Consider the following 21,847-nt stretch of genomic DNA (forward strand, 5'->3'; position numbering starts at 1 on the left):
TTACTTAGTTTTAATGATCAAGTCAGACACCAACTTACCAGAAATCAATGATGGGGGAACCCCTGGACCTGGAACTGTCAACTGCCCTGTAAAAAACAGATTTCTTACTTTATCACTTCTAAGGTTGGGGCGCAAAAAAGCTGTTTGCCTTAGCGTATTTGCCATGCCATAGGCATTGCCTTTGTATGAATTGTATTGTTCCACAAAATCATTTACACAAAAGCTCTCCTTAAAAATAATGGATTTTTTGACAGCTTGCCGCGTTCTTTGCTCAAATCTGTCCATAATAATGTCAAAATATTGCTCCCGGAACTCTAGTGTGTCCTCTAGACCTGGAGCGATTGGCACCAGAAAAAACCCTGTCTCACAATCTTTTGGTGCCATGGATACATCCGTTACCGAGGGAAAATTGGCATAAAAAAGCGGGTCGCTTGGCCATTGGGGATCATCATAGATTTCTTGGGCATGCTTTTCAAAATCAGTATCGAAAAACAAATTGTGATGTTCAATGTTCTCGAGCTTTTTGTTGAATCCGATATAGAAAAGCAGGCAGGAAGGCGCATAGACCTTTTTGGCCCAATAGGATTCTGGGTATTGCCTGTGCTCCTTGTTGAGCAAGGTTTCGGAGTGATGGTAGTCCGCGCCGCTTACCACATAATCGGCCCTGTGGTCCTTACCGTTACTTTGAATGCCCACCACGGTGTTGTCATCGACCAAAATTTTTGAGACTGGACTGTTGGTGTTGATTTTAACCCCAAATTCCTCAGCTACGCTTTTCATGGCCTTGATGATCTCATACATGCCTCCCTTTGGATGCCAGGTTCCCAGACCAAAATCAGCAAAGTTCATGAAGTTATAGAATGCTGGGGTTTTACTTGGTTTGGCACCAAGAAACAACACGGGAAACTCCAAAGTTGAGACCAGTTTTGGATTTTTGAATCTTTTTCGCACCTCTTGGCTTATGGTCTTAAAGAATTGATCCACGCGCAGCACGGTTTCCTTTGTTACCAGTTCCAATGGAGAGAGTCCGGGTCGGAGGACCACCTTGTTTATGGCGATATCATAATTCTCCTGGGCCTTTCCAATAAAATGCCTTAAATGTTTGGCACTGCCCGACTCAATACGTTCAAACTCCTCGCAAATCTTGTCCAAACTATCACCAACGGTTATGATCTCATCTTTAAAAAAGATTTGGTACGCGGGGTCCAATTTGTCCAATTGATAGTAATCGGAGGTTTTTCTTCCAAAATCACAAAAGAACTTTTCAAAGATATCGGGCATCCAATACCAGCTCGGACCAATATCAAATGTGAAGCCTTCCTTTATCAATTGTCTGGCCCTTCCGCCAACGGTGCCGTTTTTTTCAAAAATCTCAACCGCATATCCAGCTTTTGCCAGATAGCAAGCAGCTGAAAGCGATGAAAAACCGGAACCGATTACAATAATCTTTTTCATTAGGATGCAGTGCCCAGTAGAATGGAGTCCATCAGTTGCTCAATGGAGTTGAATGTTTTTATGTTTTCCGGAAGGTCATCTTTCACCACATATTGTATTTGGTGGCCCAAGACGTATAGTTTGCACCTGCCCAACGGGCTTAGTGCTTTTGTAAACTGATCAAAGTAGTTGTTCAGCTCGTCCTTGGTTGGGGAAACGGTGAAATACGAAATGAAATGCACATTGTCGTAATATTTCAAAAGATCGACCAAGCTTTCTATCGGCATGGTCTGCCCAAGATACACTGTTTTGTAACCATGCAGGGCAATCTCATAGTTGACATATAAAAGTCCAATTTCGTGGATTTCGTTTTCCGGCAAAAAAAGCACAAATACCTTATCCTTTTTGGTTGGCTCCAGCACCTGTAGCTTTTCGGTATTGATATATATTTTTTGTTTGATCAAATTGGTTATGAAGTGCTCATGGGCTGGGCTTATGGTATCGGTTTGCCAGAGCAGGCCAAGTTCATTCAAAAGCGGTATGAAAATCTCGTTGAAAATCTCTCGGAACGACCTTTCGGACAACAGGCTGGTGTATGTATTGAAAAAAAGATTCTGGTCAAAATTGACCATGGCAAGTTTAAAAGCATTTATAGCATGGCTCTTTTTACTGTTGTTGGCAACAATTTCCCGAACCATGACAGGAATCTGGGGCTCTTCCAATTTAGCGATCTTCGATATTTTGTAGCCGCTGTTATAAAGTAAGGTAACGTTCAATAGCTTTTGAAGATTAGCTAAATCGTAGGTCCTTATGTTGGTCTCCGTTCTTTCGGGGGAAAACAGGTCGTATCTTTTTTCCCAAATTCTTATTGTGTGGGCCTTAATGCCAGAAAGATTTTCAAGATCACGGATACTGAAGGATTTCTTAACGTTGTTCATCATTTTGCATATAAACGTTAAACAAATTTACACTTTTAACGTTCACGACCTAATGATTGTCTAAAAAATTATTCAAGATTTAAGAAGGGAAGACAGGATTGAGGGACAAAATCAATTCCACAAAAAAACCGCATGAATATGCGGTTTTGTGCCCACGACTGGAGTCGAACCAGCACGTCCTTGCGAACACTACCCCCTCAAGGTAGCGTGTCTACCAATTCCACCACGTGGGCAAATAAGGCGCGAAGATACCAAAGTTACTTCAATGATTGTCGATGTTCACACCTAGGTTTCCAGAACATCAACCCAATTTTGCCATGTACCTAAGCGAGTGCAAATGTAAATAAATATGTTATTTTTTACGTCCGACCGCTTAGAAATTTAAAACAAATGAAGTCTTCTCAAAAGGTTTGGAATGTACGGCAATATTACCACCGTGAAGATGCATGATCTGTTTTGAAAGACTCAGGCCTATGCCGGTTCCCTTGTCCTTTGTGGTAAAAAACGGGACAAAAATGTCTTCAACAATTTCTTGGGGAATTCCAGGGCCGTTGTCCGATACTTCAATCACCTTTTTTCCGGAATTATCAACAAAGGCGATTACCTGTACTTTGGCTTTTTCCATTCCGTTTAGCGATTGAACCGCATTTTTGACCAAGTTGACCAAAATCTGTGTAATCTGCTTTTCATCAATAAAAAGCTCCAAATCCTCAGGTGTTGAATGCCAGATAATTTCAACATCATCCCCCGTGTTTCGCTGTGTCAGCACCGTTACTTTTTCAAACAGTTTTTTGCAACTGACCAGTGTCCTATCTGGTTTTGGCACATTTAAAAAGCTTCTATAGGATTGGACAAAATCCATAAGGTCGTTGCCCTGACCGCTTATGACCTCCAGCCCTTTCACCGTGTTCCTTATCTTGTCTTCGGTCAACTCATTGGGGGAAACCAGATGCCCATGCTTTCCAAAATACTTTAAAATGGATTCTGATATGGAGGTGATTGGAGTGATTGTATTCATGATCTCGTGGGTCAATACCCGTATCAAACGAATCCAGGAATCCGTTTCCTTTTCATCCAGTTCCCTGTGGATGTCCTGGACCACTACCAAAAGCAAATCTTGCCCATCCAACTGCAAAGGGGTTGACTTAAGCGCCAGTTGTATCTGCTCACGCTCGTTGGTCAATTGCACCAACTTTCTATCAAAAGGTTCCATAGAGGCAAAAATTTGGTACAGCTGAGCGTCTATTTGGTTCAATTGCTTGATATGGTTCAATGGTCTGTAGTTCAACAAGTTTTCCAGGGTAGGATTTGAAAAAAGAATATGGCCTTTCTTGTTGAAGGTCATGATGCCAATATTAGCCTGCCTCATTATCTCCTGATAATAACGTTCCCGTATTTGCAACTGCATGTGAACCTCTTGAATCAGTCCGTTTACCCTGTTCAAGCTTTGGTTCAGTTCCTTGAAGGATTTTATGGAAACCTTTTCGGGAAAACGAAGTGTGAAATCCTCATTTTTAATCGCATCAAAAAAATAGGCTATTTTGCGGTTGGTGCTATTGATGAATAAAATTAGCCAATAGGTCTGCGCAACGAACAACAAGATAAAAAGTCCCAAGACAAGATAGTGTCCCCGGACCACGGCAAAAGCCAGGGCCAATGCCGATAATGCAATCAGCAGAACCCTTACAATGAGGTTGAAATAGAAGTTCCTACTTGCCATTACGTTTTTAGTTTCTTCATTTTGTTATAGAGGGTCTGCCTTGAAATACCAAGTTGTTCCGCAGCTGCGCTGTAGTTACCGTCATGTTGCTCCAAGGCCTTGGAAATCATTTCCTTTTCCATTTCATCCAAGGTAGTGGCTCCCATCTGCAACAAAGGGGTGCTTTTTGAACTGAGCAAAAAGTCCTCTGCCTTTAAGATGTTACCTTCGGACAGAATTACGGCCCTTTCAATAATGTGGTGCAGTTCGCGGACATTGCCCGGCCAACTGTACTGCATCAACTTTTCCTGGCCGGCACTGTTAATCCTAAGACCCGGTTTGTCGTATTTGTTGCCCAATCGCTTTAAATAGAACTCGGACAGGATCAGTATGTCCTCATCCCGCTGGCGCAAAGGGGGTATTTCCACATGAATGGTATTGATACGGTATAGAAGGTCTTCACGGAAAAGACCATCGGCGACCATATGTTGCAGATTGCAGTTGGTTGCACATATAAGTCGAATATCCACAGGGATGGTCTTGTTTGACCCCACGCGCACTATGGTTTTATTTTGGATGGCTGACAGCAGTTTTGCCTGCGTTTGGAGCGAAATATTTCCAATTTCATCCAAAAATAGAGTACCCTTGTTCGCGGCCTCGAATTTTCCGATCCTATCATTTTTGGCGTCGGTAAACGAACCCTTTACATGGCCAAACAACTCACTCTCAAATAGGTTCTCAGAAATGGAACCCATATCCACTCCAATGAAAACCTCGTTCTTTCGTTTGGAAGTACGGTGCAGTTCACGGGCTATAAGTTCCTTTCCGGTGCCGTTCTCTCCGGTGATCAACACGTTCACATCGGTTTTGGCGACTTTTCTTGTGAGGTTAAGAACACTGTGCAACGCCTTTGAATTGCCAATGATGTAATTTTTATCCTCATTGATGACCTGCTTTAGGGAACTCTCTTTTTTCTTCAGATTATGAATTTCCAGTCTTGACTTTCTCAATTCGTAGGCGGACTTCACGGTGGCCAGAAGCTTGTCGTTGTTCCATGGTTTTAGAATGAAATCAGCTGCACCTTCCTTAAGCGCCTTCACCGCCAAGTCAACGGCACCGTAGGCCGTCATCATGACCACCGAAGTGTTGGGAGCCCTTTTTTTGATTTCCTTCAACCAAAAGAGACCTTCATTACCCGTATTGACCCCTGCGGAGAAGTTCATGTCCAGTAAGATGATGTCAAATGTCTCAAGGTCTGGAAAGGACGGGATTTGGTTCGGATTGAAGACCGTTTCTACACTTTTGTATTCGAATTGCAACAAGATCTCGAGAGCGCTGAGCACACTCCTGTTATCGTCAACAACTAAAACTTTCGCATCGGTCATTATACATGGGTATAAAACACTAAACTACAAATAAGGAATCCAGAAATTCAAATCACTGTAAAATAATTGGACAGTTTTTGTATAAAAATTTTACATACTACCAACTGCTTACTTACCTTTATAATTATAATATATTGAAAATCAATTAAATATAAAAATGGCACAACAATAGTGTATATTTTGGCACAGTATATAAACATGCACTTGAGAAAACACATCTTGATCCTGACAATGCTTATTTCAACTTCCGCCTTTGCACAAAAGATATGGACGTTGGAAGCGTGTATCGATCATGCCATAGAACATAATCTTCAATTGAACGATTTTGCATTTAACGCAGAATCCAACCGTGAGACCTACCGGCAATCCGTGAGAAATCTTTTGCCCGTCGTCAATGGTTTTGCAGATTATTCCATCAACTTTGGGCGGTCAATCAACCCCGAGGATAACAGTTTTGTCAATACCGAGTTTTTTTCCAACAACTATGCCCTGCAATCTTCTTTTGATCTGTTTCAGGGTTTTCAGAAGTTAAATGGTATAAAGGCCTCCAAGTTTTTGTACAAGGCGGCCATCGAGGAAAATGTGCAGCAGAGGTTTCTTTTGGCATTTCGGGTCATGTCGGCTTATTACGATATTCTGTTCGTTGAGGGACTTCTGGAAATCTCAAGGGAACAGGTCGACATTTCGCAGACAAACTACGATCTTGTTGAAAAGCAAGTGGAACTGGGAGTTATGGCGGGGGCAGATTTGTATGAAGCGGAATCGCTGCTTCTTGCCGACAAGCTGTTGTTGACACAAAACGAAAATCGCCTGAAAGCCGCCAAGCTTACCTTGCTCCAGACCATGAACATACAGGATGAGACCGACATTTTGTTGATGCCGGAATTAATGCCCCTAACCGAGGTCACCCATGAAGAACCCATTGTTTCCGACTCCATTTTTATGAAGGCAAAGGGATTCATGCCCTCGATCAAGGCACAGGAATTTAGGGTAAAAGCCGCAAAAAAGGACTTGGCCGTTGCTCGAGGCAGCCTTTATCCCTCATTGACCTTGCGCGGTAGCATTGGAACGGGGTATTTCGAGACCATAACGGACACTTTGGGGGTAACCATACCCTTCAGGGATCAATTCAGGGACAATACCTTTAAATTTATCGGAGCGTCCTTAAATGTTCCAATTTTCAATGCATGGGCGTCTAGATCTAGAATAAAGCAACAAAAGATTGCCCTTGATAGAGCCAAGAACAACGCCAAGATCCAAGAACAGGAGCTGTATCAAATCATTCAGCAACTGGTACAGGAAAACAATGCATTGATGGTCGAGGTGACACAAACAGAAAAAAGGGCAGTCTCTCAAGAAATAGCTTTCAAGATTGCACAAAAAAGATATGAAAAGGGCATGATCAACGCAATAGCGCTGGGACAGGCAAAAAATTTGTTCGCCACGGCCCAAAATGAAAATTTGCAGGCACGGTTAAGGTTTAGGGTCAACACAACCACCTTGGATTTTTATAAGGGCATGTCAATTTTTAACATCAATTAGAAAATGGATATACAGTTAGAAAAGAAAAAAGGATTGCGCCCAAAACACTTGGGGTACATAGCACTTGGAATTTTGTTGTTGTTTGTGGGATGGAAGCTGCTTTTTGCCAAGTCCGTCTCCACGTTTAGGACTGAAAAGGAAAAATTGTCCATTGCCGAGGTGGTCGATGGCAAGTTTGACGATTATATTACCATAAACGGTTCAGTGGCTCCAATTTCCACAATTTACATGGATGCCTATGAAGGTGGTCGGGTGACTGAGAAGCTTATTGAGGAGGGGGCCATGGTCAAGAAAGGCGATATCATCCTCAAGTTGGAAAACATGAACCTTTATGAGCAGATATTGGCCAGTGAGAGCAACCTGGCGCTGAAACAAAACGATCTACGTTCCACCCGGTTGACATTTGATGCCCGCCAAGTGGAGGGAAGAAGGTCATTGGCGACCGCAAGTACCGATTTGCAACGGTTGAAGCGAAATTTTGAACAAAATACCGCTCTCTATGAAGATGAGCTGATCTCACAAGAGGTCTACCTGACTTCCAAGGAAAACTATGAACTGGCACAAAAACAACACGAAATCGTGAAGCTTCAGACCGAACAGGACGATGCACTCAGAAAAACATCCCTTGCAGGTTTGGATACCGACCTAGAGCGCATGAAAAAAACACTTTCCATGGTGTATCAACGATTGGATCACTTGAATGTACGGGCTCCCGCGGATGGGCAATTGGGCTTTTTGGATGCCGAGATTGGTCAAAATATAGCACAGGGGCAACGCATAGGCCAAATCAATGTATTGACCGATTTCAAGATTGAGGCCGCCATTGACGAACATTATATAGACCGAGTAAAACGTGACCTGATTGCCGTACTGGAGCGGAATGATTCCATCTATCCCCTTAGAGTTCGCAAGGTGTATCCCGAGGTACGGAATGGGAGGTTTCAGGTTGATTTGGTATTTACCGAGAATAGACCAACCACCATCAGGACCGGCCAAACCTATAATATCAAGCTACAGTTGGGAGCTTCCAATGATGCACTCCTACTGCCAAAAGGAGGTTTTTTCCAGAGCACTGGTGGGCAGTGGGTATTTGTGCTTGACAATAATGAAAATGAAGCTGTTAGGAGGGATATAAGAATAGGAAAGCAAAACTCTAGATATTATGAGGTTTTGGAAGGGCTACAGCCCGGCGAGAAAGTTATTACCAGCAACTATGACAGTTTTGGGGAAGCACAAAGAATCGTATTAAAATAAAATCAATCAAAAAATGATACAGATAAAGAATCTTAAAAAGAGTTTTAGAACCGAGGAAGTGGAAACATTGGCCTTGAACAACGTGAACCTGAAAGTTGAGGAAGGGGAGTTCGTCGCGATAATGGGGCCGTCAGGCTGCGGCAAGTCAACCTTGCTCAATATCATTGGCATGCTGGACAACCCCACCGAGGGCAGCTACAACTTTGCCGGCCACGAAGTGGCAGGACTTAGGGAAAGTCAACGTACCCAGTTAAGAAAGGGAAACCTTGGCTTTGTGTTCCAAAGCTTCAACCTGATCGATGAGCTTACTGTTTTTGAAAATGTGGAACTGCCGCTCATTTATTTAAAGATGAGCAAAAGTGAGCGTAAAGAAAAGGTGATGGCAGTTTTGGAACGCATGAAAATTGCCCATCGGAAGAATCACTTTCCGCAGCAACTATCAGGTGGACAACAACAACGGGTCGCAATTTCGCGGGCGGTGGTCACCAATCCCAAGTTGATCCTTGCCGATGAGCCCACGGGTAATCTGGACTCCAAAAATGGGATAGAGGTCATGAACCTGCTTACCGAACTCAACCAAGAGGGCACCACCATAGTAATGGTGACACACTCAGACCGTGATTCGCACTATGCGCACAGGGTGGTCAATCTATTCGACGGTCAAATAGTCACTGAAAGTCAAAACAGGGCCATAGGGGCTATTATATAAGGAAGTTTATTCATCAATCAATTCAATCAATCATGATCAAGAACTATTTCAAAATCGCTTGGAGAAACCTTTTAAAGAACAAGGGATATTCCATTATCAACGTGGGAGGACTGGCATTGGGTATGGCCGTCACGTTGATCATTGGTCTATGGATTCATGATGAGCTCACCTACAACAGCTACTATAAAAACAGGGACAAGATAGCGCAGGTATTCCAATCCCAGACCTTTAATGGCCAAACGGGAACAGGACCTGCCATTCCGCTTCCCCTTGAACCTGCACTGCGAGATGGCTATGCCGACAATTTTGAGCATATCATGATGTCGTCATGGACCATGGATAGTTATATCAAATACAAGGAGAGCAGCATTGCCAGGCCGGGCAACTACATGCAGCCCATAGCACCAGAGTTTTTGAACCTTGAGATAGTAAAAGGGGAAAAAGACGGTCTTCGCGAAATCAATTCCATTATGCTTGCTGAGTCTACCGCGGAGGCTCTTTTTGGGAATGAGGATCCCATTGGCAAAATAGTCAAGCTCAGCAACCAGCATGATTTGATGGTCACCAGCGTCTACAAGGACATTCCCTTCAACAATGCTTTTAATGACACCGATTTTATCATTCCTTGGGACAACTATGTGGCCCAATGGGAGTGGATCAGAAATTCTTTGGATAATTGGGGCAACAACTCCTTTCAACTTTTTGTACAGATTGCGGACAACACCACTTTTGAAAAGGTGACCGATGCCATTATCGATATTAAAAAGAATGCTGATGAAGAAGTGGCTGAGTTCAATCCAAGAATATTTCTGCTGCCCATGGAAGATTGGCATCTGAGGAGCAATTTTGAGAACGGAAAGCAAGTAGGGGGTCGCATCAAATATGTGTGGCTCTTTGCAATAATTGGAATTTTTGTCTTGCTTTTGGCCTGCATCAACTTTATGAACCTGAGCACGGCCAGGTCAGAAAAAAGGGCCAAGGAAGTGGGCATTCGTAAATCCATAGGCTCCCAGAAAGGACAGTTGGTGAACCAATTCTTGAGTGAGTCTTTTCTTGTGGTATTTTTTGCCTTCGTGGTGGCAGTCGCCATTGTTTTGTTGTCTTTGAACGGATTTAATGAACTGGCACGAAAAGAGATTAGCTTTCCTTGGCAAAATGGCAATTTCTGGGCCATTTCCCTGGTGTTTATCGTGTTCACAGCATTGCTTGCGGGCAGTTATCCGGCTCTTTATCTATCATCATTTAGACCTGTCGAGGTATTGAAGGGCACGTTTCAAACTGGAAAGTATTCGGGTCTTCCCCGAAAGATTTTAGTGGTGTTGCAATTTACCGTGTCCGTTGCCTTTATCATAGGCACCTTTATTGTGATGCAGCAAATAAACTATGCCAAAAATAGACCTGTCGGGTACAACAAGGAAGGATTGATTCAAATACCCACCTTTGCTGCGGAGTTCAGTGGCAAAACCGATTTGATGCGAAGTGAATTTATTAAATCGGGAGCTGCCATTGAAATGGCAACTTCAAGCAGCCCCACCACTAGAATTTGGTCCAACAGAAGTGGTTTTACCTGGGAGGGCAAGCCTGAAGGATTCCAGGAAGATCTTGCCTGGACCGAGGTTTCTGCGGAATATGCGAAGACACTCAATCTAAAGATTGTGGAGGGAAGGGATTTTTCGCGGGACTATGCGTCCGATTCTTTGGGCGTATTGATCAATGAGACCGCAAAACGATACTTGGGGATGGAAAATCCGGTCGGTAAGCTCCTGAAAGATTCGGATGAAGAAGATCCAGGTCCACCATTGAAAATAATCGGGGTGGTCCAGGACATGATTGCCCAATCCCCTTATGAGCCGGTCAAGCAAGGCGTTTATGTTTATGATAGGGAGGACAATTTCAGCTACTACAATCTCAGATTGAATCCAAACAAAAGCGCAAGCCAGAATATTGCCATAATTGAGCGCGTCTTCAAGGAGCATTTTCCTGACATACCTTTTCAATATGATTTTGTGGATGAGGAATATGGAGAAAAGTTTGCGGCCGAGGAACGCATCGGAAGCCTGTCAGGTATTTTTACGGCCCTCGCGATTCTTATCAGCTGCCTTGGCCTCTTTGGGTTGACCTCCTTCGTTGCAGAACAGCGAACCAAGGAAATCGGGGTAAGAAAAGTACTGGGCGCCACTGTTTTCAATGTGTGGAACATGCTTTCCAAGGACTTTTTGAAACTGGTGATCATCTCTTGTTTCATTGCCGTTCCCATTGCCTATTATGTTATGAACGGTTGGCTACAGGAATATCCCTATAGGGTCATATTGAAGTGGTGGATCTTTGCCTTGGCCATGTTGGGCGCCATGGGCATCACCATACTTACGGTAAGTTTTCAGGCCATACGGGCTGCCAGACAAAATCCAGTCAAGAGTTTGCGAACGGAATAGATCATCGAGAAACGAAAAAAATGATAAAGAGCCTTTTTAAAATAGCCTGGAGAAATCTTATCAAGAGAAAGGTGTTTTCCTCTATCAGTATTTTGGGACTTGCCATTGGTTTTGGAAGTGCCATATTGATCTATCTTTTTTTGAGCTACCACCTTTCCTTTGATGATTTTCATCCCAACCAAGACCGTATCTATAGGATGGCGACCGAAGAGCATATGGACGACATTAATTATTCTGCAAGTGTTCCCCCGGCCTTCGCCAAAGTATTTAGGGAAGATTATGCCTATGCTGAAAAAGTGGCCAAAATAGTGGACAGGGAAGGTTTGGTCCTCGATGTGGAGCAAAATGGGGGAATCAATAAATACAGCAAGAATATCATGTTCGCCGAGGAAGATTTTTTCAAGATCTTCAATTTTCCCTTGAAGAACGGTGGCAATGCTGTTTCCCTTTCGGCACCAAATACTGCGGTGATCACTGAAAGCGAAGCGCTTGAAATGTATGGAACTACCGATGTGGTCGGCAAGACCTTTGTTTTGGAAAACGATGCGACCATTGAAATTACCGGGGTTCTAAAAGATATTCCCAACACCTCCTTTTTGAATCACGAAATCTTTATCTCTTTTGAAAACCTCGAGAAGTATTCTGAGTTTGCCCACGGCGAAAATTGGGGGGGCATCACTACCAATCTTCAATGCTATGCCCTATTAAAGCCAAATCAGGACATCGCTACCATAGAAAATGCACTCCTGGAACTTCCCAAGCAGCACAGGCCGAACAGCAAAAACACCCATATATACAAACTTCAGCCATTGTCCGATATCCACCTTAATTTGGAGTATGGAGGTCTTAATCCAGTTTTTCTGGTTGTTTTTGGCATCATCGGTCTTTTTTTAATCGCCATTGCGTGTATAAATTTTGTAAATATCTCAACGGCCCAGGCCTTTTATCGTTCCAAGGAAATAGGAATCCGCAAGGTACTGGGAAGTTTTAAGCGACAGCTGTTTTGGCAATTTTTGAGCGAGACTTTTCTTATCAGTCTGTTCGCCATGATATTGGGGATTGTCCTGGCCATTCTCTTCCTGCCGGCGTTCAATGCCCTGTTTGAAATACAATTGACCATGGAAAGTCTTGTTAGTGTCCAGTTTTTTGGTTTTCTGCTGGCATTGCTGTTATTGGTTTCCATTTTGTCAGGAAGCTATCCAGGTATACTGCTATCGCGGATAGTACCCATTTTGGCGCTAAAAGGGAAACTTAACCATAACGATACTGGTGGTGCCACAACAAGGAAAGTCTTGGTGGTAACACAGTTTGTGATTTCCATTTCCCTTATTGTAGCCACTTTGGTCATTTCGAGACAAATCGAATATGCGACCCAGACGGATTTGGGTTTTGATAAGGAATCGATTGTAATGTTGCAGGTTCCGGAAACCATGGACTCAGCTAAGTTTTACGATTTAAAGGAACGATTGAAGCAGGTGGTGGGTGTGCAACAAGTTTCGGGTTGTTTGACCAGTCCGGGAGCGGGGGACACCTTTTGGGATACCACTGTAAAATATAATAATCGGCCGGAACGTGAAGATTTTAGTATTTCGGTAAAGGTGGGGGACGAGGACTATTTGAATACCTTCAGCATTCCGCTGGTTGCAGGGCGTAATTTCTTTAAGAATGACTCGATAACTGAATTGCTCGTGAATGAAAAGTTCGCGGAAAAGTTGGGAATTTCATCATCGGAAGAATTATTGGGCAAAACTTTGGCCGTGAACGGCGACCGTGTTGAAGCCACGATTGTGGGTGTGGTAAGAAACTTTCATGACAGCAGCTTTACAGATGAAATAAAACCCGTATTTATTGCGCCCACCGTACGATGGTATAACGAACTCGGTATTAAAATCAACCATCTGAACACCAAGTCCACCTTGGAGCAATTAAAAAAAGAATGGTCCCAAACTTTTTCCAACCACATTTTCGATTATCGCTTTTTGGATGAGCGGGTCGCTGAACAGTATGAGACCGAACAGCGGTACCTGTCCTTATCCAAGGTATTTTCAGGATTGGCCATTTTTATTGGCTGTATGGGACTATACGGACTCATACTTTTTTTCGTGGGACAGCGAAAAAAGGAAGTGGGCATAAGAAAGGTCCTAGGCAGCAATATCACTGGCATTCTGACCTTGTTTTCCATAGACTTTTTAAAATTGGTGCTCATTGCCGGTGCCATAGCCGTACCGTTTGCTTGGTATTTTATGGATGTTTGGTTACAAGGATACACCTATAGAACCCAAATTCACTGGTGGTATTTTGCCATTTCGATAGTGGCCGTATTGGTTCTTACACTACTTACCATCAGCTATCAAACCATTAGGGTAGCGATTAAAAATCCAGTGAACAGTTTGCGTACGGAATAAAAATCATCAAAAAACGAACAGTCATGTTTAAAAATCACCTAAAAATTGCTTGGAGAAGCTTACGGAAGCAACCCTTTTTAAGCGTTCTCAATACCTTGGGACTGGCCATTGGCATTGCCGGCACCTTATTGATATGCCTATACATATATGATGAGTTGACCTATGACCGGATGTTCGCTGATGCCGAGCGCATCCATCGCATTAATGTGGATATGAAATTTGGCGGGCCCGACAAACAGGTGTCCCAAGTTTCAGGACCCATGGCCGCCGCAGTGCTACAAGATATTCCCCAAGTTGAACAGACGCTGAGGTTTAGGCCCTGGGGCACGGCTTCCTTGAGTCGTGCGGACAGCAAGGAACTTGTATTGGAAAACAATACAGCTTTTGCAGATAGTACTTTGATTGATATGTTGGGATTAAAGGTATTATATGGAAATCCAAAGGATGCATTGTCAGGTCCAAATAAGCTGTTGTTGACCAAATCTGCTGCGGAAAAACATTTCAATCTTTCCGATGCCGTGGGCCAGGAGGTGGTATTTAACGAGAGTCAGACCTACACCGTAAGTGGGGTTATCGAGGACCTTCCAAAAAACTCCTTTTTATCTACCTATTCCGTATTCATGTCCATGCTCAGTCACCAAGACCAAAATGTGAATTGGGGTAACCATAATTATAACACCTTCATCAAACTAAAGCCGAACACGGACCCAGAGGATATTGCTGCGCCGCTACAGGGGATGGTGGAAAAATATTTGATTCCTTATGCGCAGGAGTTTTTTCCAGGAATAACCCTGGAACAGTTTGAGGCATCTGGCAATTACGTAAGGTATTCTACAATCCCTTTGGTTGACATTCATTTACATTCCAATCGGGAAGCTGACATGAGCCAAAATAGCGACTATAAGGACATCTACATTTTGTCGTTCATCGCACTTTTTCTTATTCTATTGGCAAGCATCAATTTTATGAATCTCTCCACTGCATACTCCTTAAAGCGTTCCAAAGAAGTGGGCATTCGCAAAACACTGGGTTCAAACAAAATGACATTGGTCCGTCAATTTCTTACCGAGTCTGGGTTGATGACTTTCGGATCTATGGTTATCGGAATCGCTTTGGTAATTGTTGTGCTCCCCTATTTTAACGATCTCGCCAATAAATCCATAGCATTTCCCTATCTCAATCCTGTTTTCTGGGGAATATTGTTGCTCTCTGTACTTATATTGGGCCTATTTTCTGGGAGTTACCCAGCCTTTTTCATGTCGAGATTCGTGCCAATAAGGGTTCTCAAGGGCACTGGGGAAAATACTGTTGGTGGTTCCAAATTGCGAAGCACCTTGGTTGTTTTCCAATTCGTGGTTTCCGTTTTTCTTATTATCGGAACCCTGGTAGTTTCCCAACAATTGCAATTTATTCAAAATAAAGATTTGGGATATGAGAAGGATCAGGTCCTGTTGGTCAATAACGTAAACCGTTTGGGCTCTGAGCTGCCTGCTTTCAAGGAACGCGTAAAAAGTTTGGCGCAGGTGGGCAATGCATCGCTAAGTGGCTTTTTGCCAACACCTTCCTACAGAACGGATTCCTCCTATTTCTTGGAAGGAAAAATGAACCAGGAATCGGCAATAAACATGCAGGGGTGGCAGGTTGATTTTGATTACATTAATACCCTTGGTCTTAAGATGCAGGCCGGGCGTACCTTTGACCCTTCAATAACAACTGATTCCTCCGCAGTGATCATCAATGAATCTGCCTTGGCAGTAATGCAGATGGAGCCGGAAGAAGCTCTGGGTAAGCGAATTTTTAATGGAATTGGGGAAGAGGGCTTCAGCCACTTTACCATAGTCGGGGTGGTCAAAAACTTTCATTTTGAAAGTATGAGAAACCAAATTCGTCCATTGGCGCTGCACATAGGCAACAGCAGTGGCCTTATGGCCATAAAACTTAAGAGCGGGAATTTCGAAGGTGCAATAGCGCAAATACAGACCCTTTGGGATGCAACGGCCCCGGGAATTGCATTCGATTATGAATTTATGGATGATTCCTTTGATAGGGTATATCAAAACGAGCGAAGATTGGGCACCATATTCATAATTTTCACATCGCTTTCCATTTTTATAGCCTGTCTTGGCCTATTCGGGTTGGCAGCGTTCAATGCCCAAAAACGAATAAAGGAAATCGGGGTACGCAAAGTTTTGGGAGCCTCGGTAAGTCAGATTACCTACAGATTGTCCTTTGATTTTCTGAAGTTAGTATTCATTGCCATATTGGCGGCCGTGCCCATAGGATGGATAGCCATGGACAGATGGCTGCAAGATTTCACCTATCGGATAGACATTGGTTGGACTGTTTTTGTACTTGCGGCCCTTTTGGCCTCCGGCATAGCAATCCTTACCGTAAGCTATCAAAGCATAAAGGCCGCTGTCATGAATCCCGTAAAAAGCTTGCGGACGGAATAATCAAAAAACGAACAGTCATGATAAAAAACCATTTAAAAATTGCCTGGAGAAACCTGAAAAAGCAACCTTTTTTTACCTTTTTGAATGTATTTGGTTTGGCCATAGGCATTGCAGGGGGACTCCTTATCTCCATCTATATTTATGATGAACTGAGCTATGATACCGTATTTGCCGATGCGGACCGTATACACAGGATCAATCTTGACGTAAAGTTTGGGGGAACTGAATCCCAATCGGCTGTAACGGCGGCCCCCATGGGACCGGCAATGGAACAGGATTTTTCGCAAGTGGAATTGACCACCCGATTTCTGGAAGTCGGAAGTCTACTTATCCGAAAGGAAAATGACATAAACAACGTAAAGGAGCTCAAGGCAACCTATGCCGATTCCACATTTTTTAAGATGTTTGGCCTCGAACTACTTTATGGGGATACTGCAACAGCCTTAAAGGATCCCAATACTTTAATATTGACCAAAGCAGCGGCTGAAAAACATTTCGGCATCGATAATGCCGTGGGGCAGAGGGTGGTGCTGAACGATACTGACACGTACTCCGTGACAGGGGTGATTGAGGATATGCCCAAAAATTCATTCTTGAGGGAGCATTCCGTTTTCCTGGCCATGTCCGGTACTCCCGAGGCCAATGAGGGCAATTGGGGCAGTCATAACTTCCCCACCTTCATAAAGTTTTTGCCAGATACCGATGTTGATGCGTTCCAAGAGCCGTTACAGGGTATGTTTGGAGATTATGTTATTCCATATATTCAGCGTTATTTTCCGGGAATCACGGAAGAGGAGTTTTTGGCCTCTGGCAATTATTTTAAATTCAGCACTATTCCCCTTACGAATATTCATCTGTTTTCCGACAGGGATAGTGAAATGAGCGCCAACAGCAGCATGCAGAATATCTACATTCTAACCTTCATTGCCATTTTTCTGATAGTACTGGCCAGTGTCAATTTTATGAACCTATCCACAGCGCACTCACTTAGGCGCGCAAAGGAAGTGGGTGTTCGGAAAACTTTGGGATCGGACCGATCCAGTTTGATAAGACAGTTCTTGGTCGAATCTGGATTGATTACCCTATTGGCACTTGTAGCAGGGATTACCATGGCAATGCTTTCGATGTCCTTTTTCAATTCATTGGCCGGAAAATCCTTGACCATCCCATTCATGAATCCATGGTTTTGGGCCATTTTATTGGGCGCAACAATTTTGCTGGGAGTGCTTTCGGGACTCTACCCTGCCTTTTTTATGTCCAGATTCATTCCGGTAAAAGTGCTTAAGGGAACTGGTGAAAGTGCCATTAGTGACAGTAAGGTCAGAAATCTGCTTGTCGTTTTTCAATTTGCAGTTTCCGTTTTTTTGATTTTGGGCACTTTGGTGGTTTATCAACAATTGGACTTTATCCAAAATAAGGATTTGGGATACTCTAAAGAACAAGTTCTGGTTGTGCAGGACCTATCTGCATTGGGAGAAAGTGCTCCTTTTTTTAAAGAGCAGGTACGACAACTGGCCAAGGTCAAAAGTGTAACGCTGAGCAGTTATCTGCCAACACCTTCGGGTAGGGCCAACACTTCATTTTTTCAAGAAAATGCTCCTAGTCAGGAAGATGCCATCAACATGCAAGCATGGCAAGTGGATGAGAACTATCTATCCACCTTGGACATGGTCTTGGTAGCAGGTCGCGGTTTCGACCCAAAGATTACAACGGATTCCACTGCGGTAATTGTCAACGAATCCACAGTGGCCATTCTTGGGGTGACACCAGAAGAAGCTTTGGGTATGCGAATATCGCACGATATTGGCGAGTCCAACCCTGTTTATAATCCAATTATTGGCGTGGTAAAAAACTTCCATTTTGAGTCACTCAGGAAAGATATTGGCGCTTTAAGTCTTTTTCTGGGAACCTCGGCCGACAATATGGCCGTAAAATTGGAATCGGGAGATTTTTCAAAGACCATCTCGCAAATAGAGTCCATTTGGAAAAGAATCGCTCCCGGGCAACCTTTTGGCTTTAACTTCATGGATGATGCCTTTGATACTACCTATAAAGCCGAGCAGAATCTGGGCCGTGTTTTTATGACGTTCACCATACTGTCCATCATTATAGCTTGTTTGGGCCTGTTTGGCCTGGCGGCCTTCAATGCCAAGAAGAGAACCAAGGAAATTGGTGTTAGAAAAGTGCTTGGAGCATCAGTGGGCCAAATTACCTATAGGCTTACCATGGACTTCCTGAAACTGGTGGGCGTAGCCATTCTTGTTTCACTTCCGTTGGGGTGGTTTGCCATGAACAAGTGGCTGGAAGATTTTTCATATCGGATAGCAATTGATTGGCAGGTCTTTGCAGTTGCTGCCATTTTGGCCGTGGGAGTGGCAATTCTTACGGTAAGTTACCAAAGTATCAGGGCAGCCTTGACAAACCCGACCAAAAGCCTAAGAATGGAATAAAGGATAAATTATGCTTTTACAACTCAAGAACATCTTTAAATGGGTCAACTCAGGGGGCCAACGTATTTTTTTGTTGAAGGACATCAATCTGACAGTCGAAGAGGGGGAGTTTATATCTGTAATGGGGCCTTCCGGTTCAGGAAAATCGACCCTGCTGAACGTGATTGGCATGTTGGATAATTTTGATGAAGGGGAATACCATTTTTTGGACGAATCGGTGCACACACTGAAAGAGAAGCACAGGGCCAATTTGTATAAGGAATACATTGGCTTCGTGTTTCAATCCTACCATCTACTTGATGACCTCACCGTTTACGAGAATCTGGAAATGCCCCTGCTCTACAAAAAATACAGGTCATCGGAGCGAAAGGCCATGGTGGCCGATATGTTGGATAGATTCAATATGGTTGGAAAAAAGGACCTGTTCCCTGCCCAATTGAGTGGTGGCCAACAACAACTTGTAGGTGTGGCAAGGGCTTTGATTGCTGGGCCTAAGCTTATTTTGGCCGATGAACCCACGGGAAACCTTAATTCGCAACAAAGCGAGGAAATAATGCAATTGTTCAAAACGCTGAACCAAGAAGACGGTGTTACCATTATCCAAGTAACCCATTCTGAAATGAATGCTGCTTACGGTTCCCGAATAATCAATCTACTGGATGGAAGAAAGATAGGGGATTGATTACCCAGATTTTGTGGATTAAGAAACATTAAAAGCCCGTAATCCTTGGATTGCGGGCTTTTTTAATACTCCATAAAGTCTAAAAGTGAAGGTGATTAACTAGCAGTTACACATGGCCATCGCTGTACATATGGTCCTTCATTTAATATTTGGAACTCTTTTGGGACCATCTGTGAATCTGTTTTTCAACCGATTTGCCATGTTGTTCCCTCTGCAACGTTCCTTGCGCGGCACTGCTATTGAAACTGCTTTTCCAGCCAAACCACATGAGCTGCGTATGCTTTAAAGGCTTATCCATGGGCGGTTCATGTGATTTTATAATCGGTCTCTTAATACTTTGCTAATCTTCTTTTGAAATATCCTTGAACAGGAGCATCTCTTTTACTTTGGACGAAGCACCTTCGTAAAAGCCGGTCTCATGAGTGTAACCCTTAGGATTTTTGAAGGTACCGAAGAGGATGTCGAACAGGGCAATGCCAGCATAGTTATGGGCGTGGATTCCCTTTGCATGATGTATGGTATGGGATTCTGGCCGCTGTATTAGATATCCAATCCAGGCTGGTGTTTTAATGTTGCTGTGTTGGAAAATGGATAAAAACGTGGTTATCAGAATAATTAATGTAGTGGCCTCTGGTGTAAACCCTGCAATAAGAACAAGACAGACACTGCTTACCATGATCCAACCAATCATATCGAATGGACTAAAATAAAAAGCGCCATAACTATCCAAGCGCTCGGCACTGTGGTGCATTTGGTGCATTCCTCTCCATAGAAAATTACTGTTATGCATGGTCCTATGCCATACGTATTCTCCGAACTCGTACACCAGGACTCCCACCAAGGCTCCCCAAATGGTTCCCAGGCTTGTCAAGTCAAAAACTTGATATTGGGCAAAGTAACCGTCCCAAATAATGGGAAGATAGGAAGAGAGAAAAAAGAATAATACAAAAGCAAGCATGCCCCTAAGTTTCCAAAATTTAATGTGGGGAAGCTTCCGGGCAGGAAAAAGGGCCTCCCACAACATCAATCCACCATACATGGCGAATATGATATAGGAGATGGGGTCAAAGATTAGATCAAAAGGGTTTGGTAATTGAGAAATGAATTGTTCCATAATAATTGATTTTTTGATATTTTTCTTAATTTATACCGACTAGATTGTACAAATATAAAATTAATTTTAATTGTACCAACTAGTTTGTTTAAAATTTTTATCTTTACTGCATGGCAAGAGATGGTAAACCTACAAGGGACAAAATATTGACTGAGTCAAAGGCCTTGGTATTCGAAAACGGATTTTCCGGAACCAGCATAGATCAGATACTCGAAAAAACGGGTATCACAAAGGGTGCATTCTTTTATCACTTCAAAACAAAGAATGCTTTGGCAAAAGCGCTCATTGAAGAATATGCCCGGGAAGACATTGCCCATATGGAAGAGTTTTTGAAAAAAACAGAACATCTGAAGGGAAATGCTTTGGACCGACTTTTACAGTTTATACAGGAATGTATCAACATGATGGAGGGTTTGACCGAGCCACCGACATGTCTTTATGCCTCTTATACCTATGAACCTAACAATTTCGAACCAGAAACATTGAAGCATATTTCAGATACGTTGTTGATTTGGAGAGCTACAATGAAAGAATTGATAAATGATGTCTTAAAGGAACACGATATGAAAATAGAGGTCGACCTTCAATCATTGGCAGACCATACGATCGTTATCTTTGAGGGCGCTTTTGTTGTATCGAAAGCGTTGAATGCCCCAGACATTACCGCAAAGCACTTAAAGCACCTAAAAAATTACTTCGAATTGATTTTTGAGCCTAAAGAGAAGTAAATCCAATATCTCTTAAGATATATTTCGATTACCGAAAGTTAATATCAAAAATGGGGCACCCTATCTTGAAAAATTATGGTTACTGAAAAGTTCAGCCCCAATTGTTTTGAATAGATTAATGAAAGATCTAACAAAGAACAGAGATTGCTGTGCGTATATATTATCTTCATTCTTGGGCGAATAAGGATAGGATTGTATGTTTCAATTAATGGAGGCCAAGGATGAGGGTTTGAGTGCTATTTGGACCAATAAATGAAAAGAACTGTCAATTTTGACATCTTCCCAATTGACTAATGATATAGCCAGATGTTATGAATAAAAAATAATGGTGATACAACCACAGAAACAAACTCGCAGGAGAATCTAATCAAAAATCAAATACTTAAAAATAAAAAAGTCTGTAAACTAGCTATTTACAGACTTTTTGAATAATTGTGGAACCTTGAAAGTGACCCGACTGGGGCTCGAACCCAGGACCCCAACATTAAAAGTGTTGTGCTCTACCAACTGAGCTATCGAGTCATGACATTTCTCCAATGCGGGTGCAAATATAAGTCCATTAATTTATTAGACAAACCCAATTAATGATAAATTTGTGTTTTTTTGAAATCATCCAAATAGC

The 21,847-nt window shown here is 42.9% G+C and carries 15 protein-coding genes and 2 tRNA genes; 9 read left to right on the top strand and 8 right to left on the bottom strand.

The window, feature by feature from the left end:
- The 5 genes from K7G75_RS07725 to K7G75_RS07745 form a co-directional block, all read right to left on the bottom strand.
- On the bottom strand, positions 1 to 1,455 hold the full coding sequence (locus K7G75_RS07725) for a phytoene desaturase family protein (protein ID WP_222983669.1): 1,455 nt from the start codon (positions 1,453 to 1,455) through the stop codon (positions 1 to 3).
- Positions 1,455 to 2,372: a MerR family transcriptional regulator gene (locus K7G75_RS07730; protein WP_222983717.1), complete on the bottom strand. Its 918-nt coding sequence runs from the start codon at positions 2,370 to 2,372 to the stop codon at positions 1,455 to 1,457. The genes K7G75_RS07725 and K7G75_RS07730 overlap by 1 nt, the downstream gene beginning before the upstream one ends.
- Before the next feature lie 149 nt (positions 2,373 to 2,521).
- A tRNA-Leu gene (locus K7G75_RS07735) sits at positions 2,522 to 2,605 on the bottom strand.
- 140 nt (positions 2,606 to 2,745) lie between these two features.
- Complete coding sequence (locus K7G75_RS07740; protein ID WP_222983670.1) at positions 2,746 to 4,092, bottom strand: sensor histidine kinase; 1,347 nt, start codon at positions 4,090 to 4,092, stop codon at positions 2,746 to 2,748.
- Positions 4,092 to 5,456, bottom strand: coding sequence for a sigma-54-dependent transcriptional regulator (locus tag K7G75_RS07745; protein WP_222983671.1), 1,365 nt, complete (start codon positions 5,454 to 5,456; stop codon positions 4,092 to 4,094). Before K7G75_RS07745 ends, K7G75_RS07740 begins: the two co-directional genes overlap by 1 nt.
- A gap of 198 nt (positions 5,457 to 5,654) precedes the next feature.
- Here K7G75_RS07745 and K7G75_RS07750 point away from each other — a divergent pair, with 198 nt between their 5' ends.
- Genes K7G75_RS07750 through K7G75_RS07785 form a run of 8 tightly spaced genes read left to right on the top strand, consistent with a single transcriptional unit; the run spans position 5,655 to position 19,383 of the window.
- On the top strand, positions 5,655 to 6,998 hold the full coding sequence (locus tag K7G75_RS07750) for a TolC family protein (protein ID WP_222983718.1): 1,344 nt from the start codon (positions 5,655 to 5,657) through the stop codon (positions 6,996 to 6,998).
- Between the two features lie 3 nt (positions 6,999 to 7,001).
- Positions 7,002 to 8,252 carry an efflux RND transporter periplasmic adaptor subunit gene (locus K7G75_RS07755; protein WP_222983672.1) on the top strand — a complete coding sequence of 417 codons (1,251 nt, stop codon included), beginning with the start codon at positions 7,002 to 7,004 and terminating at the stop codon, positions 8,250 to 8,252.
- A gap of 13 nt (positions 8,253 to 8,265) precedes the next feature.
- Entirely contained in the window at positions 8,266 to 8,961 is a 696-nt protein-coding gene (locus K7G75_RS07760; RefSeq protein WP_222983673.1) for an ABC transporter ATP-binding protein, read from the top strand.
- Between the two features lie 32 nt (positions 8,962 to 8,993).
- Positions 8,994 to 11,393, top strand: coding sequence for an ABC transporter permease (locus tag K7G75_RS07765; RefSeq protein ID WP_222983674.1), 2,400 nt, complete (start codon positions 8,994 to 8,996; stop codon positions 11,391 to 11,393).
- A gap of 20 nt (positions 11,394 to 11,413) precedes the next feature.
- The gene (locus tag K7G75_RS07770) at positions 11,414 to 13,798 is read left to right on the top strand and encodes an ABC transporter permease (RefSeq protein WP_222983675.1); all 2,385 of its coding nucleotides are present in this window, start codon (positions 11,414 to 11,416) and stop codon (positions 13,796 to 13,798) included.
- Between the two features lie 23 nt (positions 13,799 to 13,821).
- On the top strand, positions 13,822 to 16,251 hold the full coding sequence (locus tag K7G75_RS07775; RefSeq protein ID WP_222983676.1) for an ABC transporter permease: 2,430 nt from the start codon (positions 13,822 to 13,824) through the stop codon (positions 16,249 to 16,251).
- A gap of 17 nt (positions 16,252 to 16,268) precedes the next feature.
- The gene (locus tag K7G75_RS07780) at positions 16,269 to 18,701 is read left to right on the top strand and encodes an FtsX-like permease family protein (RefSeq protein ID WP_222983677.1); all 2,433 of its coding nucleotides are present in this window, start codon (positions 16,269 to 16,271) and stop codon (positions 18,699 to 18,701) included.
- A 10-nt stretch (positions 18,702 to 18,711) separates the two neighbouring features.
- Positions 18,712 to 19,383, top strand: a complete 672-nt coding sequence (locus K7G75_RS07785; RefSeq protein WP_222983678.1) for an ABC transporter ATP-binding protein — start codon at positions 18,712 to 18,714, stop codon at positions 19,381 to 19,383.
- A gap of 142 nt (positions 19,384 to 19,525) precedes the next feature.
- Here K7G75_RS07785 and K7G75_RS07790 read toward each other — a convergent pair whose 3' ends face one another.
- Together K7G75_RS07790 and K7G75_RS07795 are read right to left on the bottom strand one after the other, a co-directional pair.
- The gene (locus tag K7G75_RS07790; protein WP_222983679.1) at positions 19,526 to 19,681 is read right to left on the bottom strand and encodes a hypothetical protein; all 156 of its coding nucleotides are present in this window, start codon (positions 19,679 to 19,681) and stop codon (positions 19,526 to 19,528) included.
- A 42-nt stretch (positions 19,682 to 19,723) separates the two neighbouring features.
- Positions 19,724 to 20,497 carry a sterol desaturase family protein gene (locus tag K7G75_RS07795; RefSeq protein WP_222983680.1) on the bottom strand — a complete coding sequence of 258 codons (774 nt, stop codon included), beginning with the start codon at positions 20,495 to 20,497 and terminating at the stop codon, positions 19,724 to 19,726.
- A gap of 110 nt (positions 20,498 to 20,607) precedes the next feature.
- Between K7G75_RS07795 and K7G75_RS07800 the strand changes: the two genes are divergently transcribed.
- Positions 20,608 to 21,225 carry a TetR/AcrR family transcriptional regulator gene (locus K7G75_RS07800; RefSeq protein ID WP_222983681.1) on the top strand — a complete coding sequence of 206 codons (618 nt, stop codon included), beginning with the start codon at positions 20,608 to 20,610 and terminating at the stop codon, positions 21,223 to 21,225.
- 449 nt (positions 21,226 to 21,674) lie between these two features.
- Here K7G75_RS07800 and K7G75_RS07805 read toward each other — a convergent pair.
- Positions 21,675 to 21,747: transfer RNA gene (locus K7G75_RS07805), tRNA-Lys, on the bottom strand.
- Positions 21,748 to 21,847 lie beyond the last annotated feature (100 nt).

Source organism: Flagellimonas meishanensis (genome assembly GCF_019880545.1).
Taxonomy (GTDB): domain Bacteria; phylum Bacteroidota; class Bacteroidia; order Flavobacteriales; family Flavobacteriaceae; genus Flagellimonas; species Flagellimonas meishanensis.